At 65.0% G+C, this 9,733-nt stretch carries 8 protein-coding genes and 1 pseudogene; 4 read left to right on the top strand and 5 right to left on the bottom strand.

Annotation, left to right across the window (positions count from 1 at the left end; translation table 11 throughout):
• Window positions 1-88: 88 nt before the first annotated feature.
• On the bottom strand, window positions 89-1,663 hold the full coding sequence (locus ACE3OH_RS14315) for an NADH-quinone oxidoreductase subunit L (protein WP_374354138.1): 1,575 nt from the start codon (window positions 1,661-1,663) through the stop codon (window positions 89-91).
• 96 nt (window positions 1,664-1,759) lie between these two features.
• Here ACE3OH_RS14315 and ACE3OH_RS14320 point away from each other — a divergent pair, with 96 nt between their 5' ends.
• The 4 genes from ACE3OH_RS14320 to ACE3OH_RS14335 all read left to right on the top strand — a co-directional run bounded on the left by ACE3OH_RS14320 (window position 1,760) and on the right by ACE3OH_RS14335 (window position 5,851).
• The gene (locus tag ACE3OH_RS14320; protein WP_374354141.1) at window positions 1,760-2,671 is read left to right on the top strand and encodes a LysR family transcriptional regulator; all 912 of its coding nucleotides are present in this window, start codon (window positions 1,760-1,762) and stop codon (window positions 2,669-2,671) included.
• Window positions 2,672-2,748: 77 nt separating this feature from the next.
• Window positions 2,749-3,021 (top strand): oxidative damage protection protein, encoded by a 273-nt coding sequence (locus tag ACE3OH_RS14325; RefSeq protein ID WP_374354144.1) that lies wholly within the window; start codon window positions 2,749-2,751, stop codon window positions 3,019-3,021.
• 93 nt (window positions 3,022-3,114) lie between these two features.
• Window positions 3,115-5,211 (top strand): polyphosphate kinase 1, encoded by a 2,097-nt coding sequence (ppk1, locus tag ACE3OH_RS14330; RefSeq protein WP_374354148.1) that lies wholly within the window; start codon window positions 3,115-3,117, stop codon window positions 5,209-5,211.
• Between the two features lie 169 nt (window positions 5,212-5,380).
• Complete coding sequence (locus ACE3OH_RS14335; protein ID WP_374354151.1) at window positions 5,381-5,851, top strand: histidine phosphatase family protein; 471 nt, start codon at window positions 5,381-5,383, stop codon at window positions 5,849-5,851.
• 175 nt (window positions 5,852-6,026) lie between these two features.
• Here the strand turns inward: ACE3OH_RS14335 and ACE3OH_RS14340 are convergent, their stop codons facing one another.
• The 4 genes and pseudogenes from ACE3OH_RS14340 to ACE3OH_RS14355 all read right to left on the bottom strand — a co-directional run.
• The gene (locus tag ACE3OH_RS14340; RefSeq protein WP_374354154.1) at window positions 6,027-6,464 is read right to left on the bottom strand and encodes a DUF2214 family protein; all 438 of its coding nucleotides are present in this window, start codon (window positions 6,462-6,464) and stop codon (window positions 6,027-6,029) included.
• The gene (locus ACE3OH_RS14345; protein WP_374354157.1) at window positions 6,461-7,675 is read right to left on the bottom strand and encodes a heme biosynthesis HemY N-terminal domain-containing protein; all 1,215 of its coding nucleotides are present in this window, start codon (window positions 7,673-7,675) and stop codon (window positions 6,461-6,463) included. Before ACE3OH_RS14345 ends, ACE3OH_RS14340 begins: the two co-directional genes overlap by 4 nt.
• Entirely contained in the window at window positions 7,672-9,501 is a 1,830-nt protein-coding gene (locus tag ACE3OH_RS14350; protein ID WP_374354159.1) for a uroporphyrinogen-III C-methyltransferase, read from the bottom strand. The genes ACE3OH_RS14345 and ACE3OH_RS14350 overlap by 4 nt, the downstream gene beginning before the upstream one ends.
• A gap of 9 nt (window positions 9,502-9,510) precedes the next feature.
• A pseudogene (locus tag ACE3OH_RS14355) lies at window positions 9,511-9,733 on the bottom strand (hydroxymethylbilane synthase); the annotation flags it as partial.

The following is a 9,733-nucleotide window of genomic DNA, read 5'->3' on the forward strand; positions in this document are numbered from 1 at the left end:
CCGGCACTGTCGCCGCCAGCCGAGCCTGCGTCAGGGAAAATCGCGCTGGAATGATTGAATTGATCCATGTCGGGCTCCGGGTGCGGCATTAGCGGGAAGGGGTAATACGGACCAGTACCGGGCAGCGTGCATCGCGGCACGACGCAGCCGCAGGCAGGGCCACCGGCCACAGGCGCAGGGTAAGGCGGGTATAGGCTTCATCCAGATAAAAGCCGGCATAACTCTGCCGACGCAGCGGCTCCAGCGCCTGGCGCCAGGCCGGCCGCTGCAAGGCGGCGCTACCGAGATAGACCACCGCCAACACGGCCAGCACCAGCCATCCCAGGCCGTCATGCGGCAGATTGGCGGCGCCCAGTGGCAGCCAGTGGGCCAGCGCGGCGCTTGCGCCAAGACCTGCCAGCATGGCGAGGCCGGAAGCCAGCAGGCGCTGCGGCGCCGGGCCTGCCACCCACAATAGCGGCGCCCAGGCCAGGGCAAGGATGGCGCTCCACCACCATGGCCATAGCGCCAGCTGCACTAGCGCCAGGCCTTGGGTGAGTGCCAGCAATAGCGCCAGCGCCAGCACGGGCGCTGCCAGCAAGCTCCAGCCCGCCACCGGCACGCTGCCGCGCAGATCGGCCAGGCGCGCCTGCCGCACCGTGTCGGCAGCGCTCAGGAAGGCATGGGCCTTGTACAGGGAATGACCGATCAGGTGCAGCGCCGCCAGCTGGTACAGCCCGAGGCCGCACTCCAGCACCATGAAGCCCATCTGCGCCACCGTAGACCAAGCCTGCCGCACCTTGATGCTGATACGGGTGAGCATCACAAAGCCAGCCAGTACCGCCGTAGCCAGCCCGAGCAGCACCAGCAGGGTACGGGCGGCCGGCACCGCTTCCAGCAAGGGGGCAAAGCGGATCAGCACCAGTCCGCCCAGATTGACCACGCCGGCATGCAGCAGGGCCGACACCGGGGTTGGCGCTTCCATCACCTGGATCAACCAGCCATGCAGCGGCAACAAGGCGCAGCGTATCGCCACCGCCACCGCCAGCAAGATGGCACTGGCCTGCAAGCTGGCATTGGCGCCATGGATGGCCACATAGTCGAACAGGCCGGAAATCGACGCGCTACCGACTTCCCCCACCGCCAGCCAGGCGGCCAGCAGCAGCAATACATCGGCCAGGCGGTCGGCAAGAAACTTCTTGTGGGCCGCCAGCACGGCAAATGGGCGATCGCCATAGAAGCACAGCAGGCGCTGCAAAACCATTCCGACGGCGGCCCAGGCGGCGATCAGCAGCAGCCAGTGATCGGCCAGCACCAGCAGGTGCACCGCGCCAATCACACCGGCCAGCGCCGCGACATAGGCCGGCTGGCCAGCCTCGCCCTCCAGGTAGCGGGCAGAAAAACCGGCAATCACCCAGGCCAGGCCCTGCACCAGCAGGGCAAACCAGGCTACGGTCAGGCCAAGCGCAAGGCCGGGCAGGCGCATCGGTGCGGGTGCCTGCTGTAGCAGCACACAGGCCAGACTACCTGCCGCCGCAACCGTCGCCAGGGCAGAGGCGCCCAGCATGGCGGGCCACAATGCATTGCCACGCCCCGGCCAGCGATACGCCAGCAAGCCCATGAGCAGCATCAGCGCCAGTGGCAGCAAGGCCAGAATCGTTTGAATCGCGATGAGATGCGGCATGGAAAGCTCTATAAGTGTGCGTGGCAGCATCATCCGGCCTGCAGTTACATCTGTAAAATTGATATATATTCACAAAAACATACAGAAAACAGAACAATGGACCTGCACCAGCTCAACTTCCACCATCTGCATTATTTCTGGCGCGTGGCCAAAACCGGCCACCTGAGCCAGGCAGCGCAAGCGCTGCATGTGTCGCAATCTGCCCTGTCGGCGCAGATACGCCAGCTGGAAGAGCGGCTGGGCGAGCCTTTGTTCGAGCGCGAAGGCCGGCGCCTGCAGCTCACCGACACCGGCCAGCTGGTGCTTGGCTATGCCGACAGTATTTTCGACCTGGGCGCCGAGATGCTAGGCCGGCTCAAGGGCCAGCGCGAGGGCATCACCCGGCTGCGCATCGGCAGCGTTGCCACCCTGTCGCGCAACTATCAGGAAAACTGGCTGCGCCCCTTGCTGGCCGACCCGAGCCTGACCCTGACGCTGGAATCGGGCCTGCTTGATGATCTGCTGGAGCGACTGCTGCATCACCAGCTCGATGTGGTGCTGGCGAATGAGGCGGTGCCGGCGCATCCGGGCAAGCCGCTGTATTGCCGGCGTCTGGGCAGCCAGGCCCTGTCGGTGGCCGGCAAGACCGAGCTATGGCAGGGGCGGCAGCTATCCATCCCCGCCGATCTGCACGGTGTGGAGATGGCCCTGCCCGGTGCCCGCCATGCGGTGCGTGCCCAGTTCGATGCGCTGTGTGCCACCGCAGCGGTAAGCCCGCGCATCCGGGCGGAAGTGGACGATATGGCCATGCTGCGCCTGATCGCCCGCGATAGCGGCTGGCTGGCGCTGCTGCCCGAAGTGGTGGTGCAGGACGAGCTGCACAGTGGCCGCCTGGTGGTGGTCGGCGTTGCCGATGAGTTGAATGAGCACTTTTACGCCATCACCACTGCTCACCGATTCCGCCCCCCGGCGCTCGATCGGCTGGTGGATGGCGCATTGCCTGCCGACGCGGCGCCTGTGCGCTGCTAGAATTGCCGGTCACACGGCCGCGATATCGACTTCATCGAATCGTCACGTCGATTTGCTAGCTTTAAGGAGTAATGAACATGGCAAGAATGGTTAATTGCATCAAACTGGGTCGCGAGGCCGAAGGGCTGGACTTCCCGCCACTGCCCGGTGAAATGGGCCAGAAGATTTTCAACAGTGTGTCCAAGGAAGCCTGGCAGGCCTGGGTCAAGCACCAGACCATGCTGATCAATGAAAACCGCCTGAGCCTTGCCGATGCACGCGCCCGCCAGTACCTGGCCCAGCAGATGCAGAATTATTTCTTCGGCGCCGGTGCCGACATGCCGCAAGGCTATGTTCCGCCGCAGGCCTGATGGCCTGAACACAGTGGCCGCCCCGGCGGCCATTGCTTTTTGCCCGCTCGCCCGTTGCGGCCCTGCCCGCTTTCTATCCGAGACAACGCACGCATGACACCACCCAACCAAGCACCGCACCATGACCATAGCGGCGATCTGTTCCTGAACCGCGAATTGGGCTTGCTGGAATTCAACCGCCGCGTGCTGGCCCAGGCGGAAGACCCGAATAATCCGCTGTTGGAGCGGCTGAAGTTCCTGTGCATTGTCTCGTCGAATATGGACGAGTTTTTCGAGGTGCGGGTCGCCTGGGTCAAGGAGAATATGCGCCTGCTCAATGTGCGGCCGGCGCCCGATGGGCTCTCGCCCGAGGCGGCTTTTCACCGCATCGCCATCGAGGCCCACGCCCTGGTGGAGCGCCAGTACAAGATCCTGCGCGAGGTGGTGCTACCGGCATTGGCCGATGAAGGCATCTGCTTTCTGCGCCGTACCCAATGGACCGACGCGCAACGCGACTGGGTGCGCGACTATTTCGACCGCGAACTGGCACCGGTGCTGACCCCGATCGGCCTTGATCCGGCGCATCCGTTTCCGCGCCTGCTGAACAAGAGCCTGAATATTGCCGTCGAGCTGGATGGCCGCGACGCCTTCGGCCGCAGCTCCGGCATTGCCATCGTGCAGGCGCCGCGCATCTTCCCGCGCTTTATCAAGCTGCCACCGGAAGTCTCTGGCGTCGAGCATGGCTTTGTGTTCCTGTCATCGGTGCTGCACGCCAATATGGCCGCGCTGTTCCCGGGCATGGAAGTGAAGGGTTGCTACCAGTTCCGGGTTACCCGCGATTCCGACCTGAATGTCGATGAAGAAGACGTCAAGGACCTGCGCGCTGCGCTACAGGGCGAATTGAGCCAGCGCCAGTATGGCGATGGCGTGCGCCTCGAGGTTGCCGATACCTGCCCGCAGCATATTTATGAATTCCTGCTCGAGCAGTTTGGCCTGGGGACGGAAGACCTGTACCGCGTCGATGGCCCGGTGAACCTGGTACGCCTGATGCAGGTGCCGGATCAGGTCGACCGCTCCGACCTGAAGTTCCCGCCATTCATGCCCAGCGTGCCGAAGGAATTGCGCAAGCAGCCCGATCTGTTCTCGGCGATCCGCCATGGCGATATCCTGCTGCACCACCCGTTCGAAAGCTTTACCCCGGTGATCGATCTGCTGCAGCAGGCGGCACGCGATCCGCATGTGGTGGCGATCAAGATGACCGTCTACCGCACCAGCAAGGACTCCGCCCTGATGGAGGCGCTGATCGACGCCGCCGAAGCCGGCAAGGAAGTGACCGCCGTGGTCGAGTTGATGGCGCGCTTTGACGAAGAAGCCAATATCAACTGGGCCGCCAAGCTGGAGCGGGTCGGCGCCCATGTGGTGTATGGCGTTTACGGCTACAAGACCCACGCCAAGATGCTGCTGATCGTGCGGCGCGAAGAAGGCAAGCTGCGCCGCTATGTGCACCTGGGCACCGGTAACTACCACCAGCGTACCGCCAAGCTGTATACCGACTTCGGCCTGTTTACCTGCAATGAAGCCAAGTGCGCCGATGTCAACGATATCTTCGTGCAGCTGACTGGCCTCGGTAACCCGAGCAAGCTGCGCCAGCTGTGGCAATCGCCCTTTACCATGCATTCCTCGGCCTGTGCCGCCATCGCCCGCGAAGCCGCCATCGCCCGCGCCGGGCGCCGTGCCGTCATCATCGCCAAGATGAATTCGCTGCTGGAGCCGGCCATCATCCAGGCGCTGTACGATGCCAGCCGCGCCGGCGTCACCATCCACCTGATCGTGCGCGGCGTATGCACCCTGCGCCCCGGCGTGCCCGGCCTCAGTGAAAACATCAAGGTGCGCTCTATCGTCGGCCGCTTCCTCGAGCACACCCGGGTGTTCTACTTCCTGAACGATGGCGCCGAAGATGTGTACCTCAGCTCGGCCGACTGGATGGGTCGCAATTTCTTCCGTCGCGTCGAGGCAGCCTTCCCGGTGCTGGATGGCCGCACCAAGCGCCGCATCATCCGCGAGGGCCTGCGCCCCTACCTGGTCGACAACACCCAGGCCTGGGAAATGCAGTCGGATGGCCGCTACCGCAAAAAGAATGCGCGCGGCGCCAAGCAGCGCGGCGCGCAAGGCATGCTGCTGGCGGATCTGGCGGCCAAGGAAAGGGATTGAACGTGGGGCGGGTAACCGCCCCGTTTTTTGGGCGCAGCTTGCTGCAGCGCCTGTTCATGCAATCGGGTGACTCGGCACGCCACAGCGATGTCGCGCGATAAAGCCGCGACGCGACAACGCTTCGGTTTACCGGCGCCCACGCTGCCGTTGCGGCTGGAAAGGGACCGCCATGCGTTCGCTGAAAACCAATCTGATCCTGTGGCGCCATGCCGAAGCCGAAACGGGCGATGGCAACGACCTCGAGCGCTGGCTGACCCCAAAAGGGCAGAAGCAGGCGGCGAAGATGGCGCAATGGCTGGCCGCCCGCCTGCCCGACGGCAGCCGGGTGATCGCCAGCGCGGCGCTACGGGCGCGTCAGACTGCCAGCGCACTCACTGCCGCCCATGAAGTCGACGCACGACTGAACCCAGATGCCAGCGCAAACGACTATCTGGCGGTGGCCAACTGGCCCGATGCCGGCGGCACCACCGTGCTGGTCGGCCACCAGCCGGCCATCGGCCGCCTTGCTGCCAGATTGCTGTCCGGGCTGGAGGCGGACTGGAGTGTGAAAAAAGGCGCAGTCTGGTGGTTGCAATACCGCCTGCGCGACGGCCGCCCGCAAACCCTGCTCAAGACCATGATGTCGCCGGAGCAGCTCTAGGCCCTGTTGACGTTTAGTCGACGGTCGCCGACAAAATGTCAACAGAGCCTGGAGCCGGCAAGCTGGCGCCAAAAATACAAAACGCCGCTGCAGATTGCTCCGGCACCGGCGTTTCAAGGCCCATCTTCACTGCGCCAGCCTCGCTTCAAACAACCAATCAGGCCGATTGCCCGATTCAGCCCAGGCCGCGTGCCATCAAACTGGCCAGCACCGGCAGCGCGATCAACAGCAGCAGCTCGACCCGCACCAGCATCAGCACCCGCTTGCCCTCGGTCGGCCGGATGCGCTCGGCGCTGGACGCGGCGCGCCGCCAGGCGAGAAAGCGCAGGGTCGGGTAAATGGACAGCAGGCCAAGCAGCACAAACACGGTCATCTTGATATGGAAGAACGGGCTGTGCAGGTAGAAGGCACTGCCTTTTTCGGCAAACAGGCGCAGCAAGCCGCTACCGATCTGCAGGCCCGCCGTGATGCCATACACCAGATCGATGCGCGCCAGCAGGCCGACGGTGCGCCGGTCCATTTCCGAGCTGATCAGCAAATGTTCGGCCACCAGGCAGGCCATCAGCACCATGGCGCCCAGGTAGTGCAGGCTGGCCAGCAAGGCATGGCTCATGCGCGTTTCTCCAGAAGGTCGAGCGCTAGGCCGAGGCTGGCCCGGTAGTGTTCGTCGGCGGCCGGCTTGTCGCCAAGCTGTTCCAGCAACTGGCCGAGTTCGGCGTGGGCCACCGGCGTCGCGGCCACGGCGATGCTGGCCTCCAGATAGGTGCGCGATTTACCCCAAAGCTCGGCATCGTGACATAGCCGGCCCAGCGCCAGCAGCAGCTGGTGGTCACTTGGATGATGACGCAACCAGTCCTCAGCGCGAGCGAGGCGCTTGACCGCATCGCCACCACTGCCCAGCCGGCCCAGCTCGCCATATACCTCGAGCGGCGCCACATTCCAGTCCGCTTCCAGCGCGTCGACCAGAATTGCCTCGGCCCGCTCTACCGCGCCGGTGCGGGCAAAGGCGCGTGCCGCTTCTGCCGCCAGCCTCGGTGTATCGCGCTCGGCCTGCTGCAAACCATTCCACCAGCGGCTCAGTACCGGGAAATCCATGGTGTTCTGCTTGAGCTCGGTCAGGCGCGCTTGGGCGCGGATACGCACCGCCTGCGCCGGGTCGATTGCCTCGCTGCGTTCGAGCTGGTCGGCCAATTCGATTACGCGCTGCGGATGGTTGTCCTGCTGGCGGATCTTCAATTCCAGCTTGAGGGCTGCCGTCAGCCGTGGCGACTGGTTGTACACCCGCTCCAGCGCCGCCAGGGCATCGCGGTTGCGGTATTGCTCGTACATCATGTCCGCTTCGAGCATATCGAGTGCCAGCGCCCGGCCGCCGGTGGCGACCCTGGCTTCTTCGAGATAGGCATCGCGGCGCTCGAAATCGCGGCACTCATGCGCAGCCTTGGCGCCGATCAACAGATCCACCAGGCGCAACTCGGCATCGTCCTCGCTGGCACGGGCGCCGCGTATCGCCCGCTCGGTGCGCTGCGGACGACCTTCGAATAGCGCCAGCCAGGCGTCGCGCCGGAAGCGCCGCGCCTGTTTGGCGCGACGATCTTCGCGCCAGCGCCGGGCATTGCGCGGCATCGCCAGAATCCAGTCCAGCAATTTGAGCAGGCTATAGCCGCCCAGCACCACCAGGGCAAAGATCAGGATAAAGGCATTGAGCGACAGCTCGATACGCCAGGGCGGCAGGAACAGCAGGGCGTAGCCATTCTGGTAATGGGCAAACAGCGCCATCCCCACCGACAGGCCAAACAGGACGACCAGCCAGATCAAGGACCTCACCGTTTGTCCTCCTTGCTGACCGTACGGCGTGCATCGCGTGCCGCATTCAGGCTATCGCCCAGATTGGGCAGGGCAACCGCCGGATGGGCGGCACCAATATCGCGCAAGCTCGCCAGGGTGGCCATCACCGGCTTGGCGCGGGTATCGAAATGCTTGCGCAACTCGAACTCGGCATCGGCGATATCGAGGCGGAAGGTGGCGTCATCGCGTTGCAGCAGGGCCAGGCGGGCATTAAGCAGACGCAGCTTGATGTGCTCGCGCAAGTAAAGCGCCTGCTGCGGCGCCAGCAAGACCGGGTCGGGCTGATCCATGCGACGGATGCTGACCAGTGCGCCAAGCGCCCGGCCGAATTCACCCAACAGGCCATCGTGGCGCTTGTCCGGCGTCTCCTTTTCTTCTTCCTCGGCTTTGCGATCGACGATCAGCGGCAGCTTGTCCACCGAGCCGGCCAACGCATCAATACGTGCCGACAGGCCGACATAATCGACAAATGGCACCCGCTTGAGCGCATCGATATCGCGTGCCAGCGAGCGACGCAGCGGCTCCAGGCGCGCCTGCTCATGGCCGGCGAGACGCTCGTCCAGCCGGTACAGCGCCGCGAGCGCGGCGCCGACATTGGCGGTCAGCTGCAGCTGCTGACTGGCCAGCGACAGGGTCAGCTCGGCGTCGGCCAACAGCGCCTCGTCCTGATCACCAGCAATCGCGCTATACAGGGCGCGCAGATCGGCCTGCTGAGCGCGCAACTCTTCAACCCGCTGCTGGCTCTGGCTCAAATTGGCCTGTAGCTGGCTGATTACCGTGGCATCGCGGTCGATCCGCGCAGTCTGGCCGCGCAATTCGGCTTCCAGCGCGGCGAGGCGCTGGCCCATTTCGCCATGCAGATCACGGGCACCGGAGCGCAGCATGAATACGGTCGCCACCACCACCACGGCGCCCACCGCCAGGGCCCAGCGCACATGCGGCGGCAGCCAGCGCGATGGCGTTTTGTCCCTCACCGGGCCGGCAAACGGCTCGCTCGGCCCAGCCACCACAGCGACGGGAGTTTCAAGCGCGACCGCCGGAGCGGCCGGAGCCGCAGGATAAGCGGCCTTGAGTGCATCCAGCATGGCGGCATCGCCCGCCCCGCTGGTGACGATATCGCTCACGCCATGCGCGCGAATCGCCTCGGCAATTGCCGGATGGCTGGCAAAAAAACGGCAGGACCTGAGCGTAGCGATCAGCGCTGGCGTGGCCAGGGTGAACAGATTATTGGCCGCTTCACTGCTGGTGACGATGACGCCATCGCAGCCGCCGTTGAGCAAGGCTTCCAGTTCGTCGGCACCGAACTGTGGCGGCAGGCGGCGATAGGCCTCGACCACCTCGACGCTGGCGCCGCGTGCCGTCAGCGTGTCGGCCAGCAACTCGCGCCCGCCATTGCCGCGAAACAGCACCACCCGCTTGCCGCTCATGTCCTGCAATTCCGGCATGGCGAGCAGGCCTTCGCTATCGAAGCGCTCGACCGGACTGATGATCTGGCTGATGCCAAGCCGCTCGGCCGCATCGCGCGAGCCGGGGCCGATGACAGCCACCGGCAAGGCGCTCGGCCAATGCGGCACCTGGCTCGCCACCGCCTCCAGCGCCGATGGACTGACAAACACGGCCAGCTGGTATTCAGCCAGCTGCGCCAGTGCGCCGGCCAGCGCGGCAGGATCGGCGGTTTCGGCAATCGCGATCATCGGCGCCAGCAGGGGCTCGGCGCCGGCGTCGCGCAATAGCGCGGCGAGCCGGTCGGACTGGTTTTCCGGGCGGGTGACAAGGAAGCGGCGATGGGCAAGCGGCAGGGCCATGGACGACCTTCAGATCTGGGGATTCAACAGGGCGCGTGCGCCCTCCGACAACAGCAGCTCGGCAACCTGGCGACCAAGCCCGGCGGCGCCGGCACGGCTGCCATTGGACTCGGCGCGCAGGATCTGGCTGCCATCCGGCGTCGCCACAAAGGCCCGCAGTCGGACAAAGTGTTCGTCGACCAGTTCGGCAAAACCACCGAGCGGGGTTTCGCAGGAACCATCGAGGCGCAGG

Source organism: Chitinimonas sp. (assembly GCF_041904975.1).
In the GTDB taxonomy this organism is placed as follows: Bacteria; Pseudomonadota; Gammaproteobacteria; order Burkholderiales; family Chitinimonadaceae; genus Chitinimonas.

Coding starts and splice junctions, on each gene's coding strand:
- ACE3OH_RS14315 (WP_374354138.1), bottom strand. CDS start 1,663: ATGCCGCATCTCATCGCGATTCAAACGATTCTGGCCTTGCTGCCACTG.
- ACE3OH_RS14320 (WP_374354141.1), top strand. CDS start 1,760: ATGGACCTGCACCAGCTCAACTTCCACCATCTGCATTATTTCTGGCGC.
- ACE3OH_RS14325 (WP_374354144.1), top strand. CDS start 2,749: ATGGCAAGAATGGTTAATTGCATCAAACTGGGTCGCGAGGCCGAAGGG.
- ppk1 (WP_374354148.1), top strand. CDS start 3,115: ATGACACCACCCAACCAAGCACCGCACCATGACCATAGCGGCGATCTG.
- ACE3OH_RS14335 (WP_374354151.1), top strand. CDS start 5,381: ATGCGTTCGCTGAAAACCAATCTGATCCTGTGGCGCCATGCCGAAGCC.
- ACE3OH_RS14340 (WP_374354154.1), bottom strand. CDS start 6,464: ATGAGCCATGCCTTGCTGGCCAGCCTGCACTACCTGGGCGCCATGGTG.
- ACE3OH_RS14350 (WP_374354159.1), bottom strand. CDS start 9,501: ATGGCCCTGCCGCTTGCCCATCGCCGCTTCCTTGTCACCCGCCCGGAA.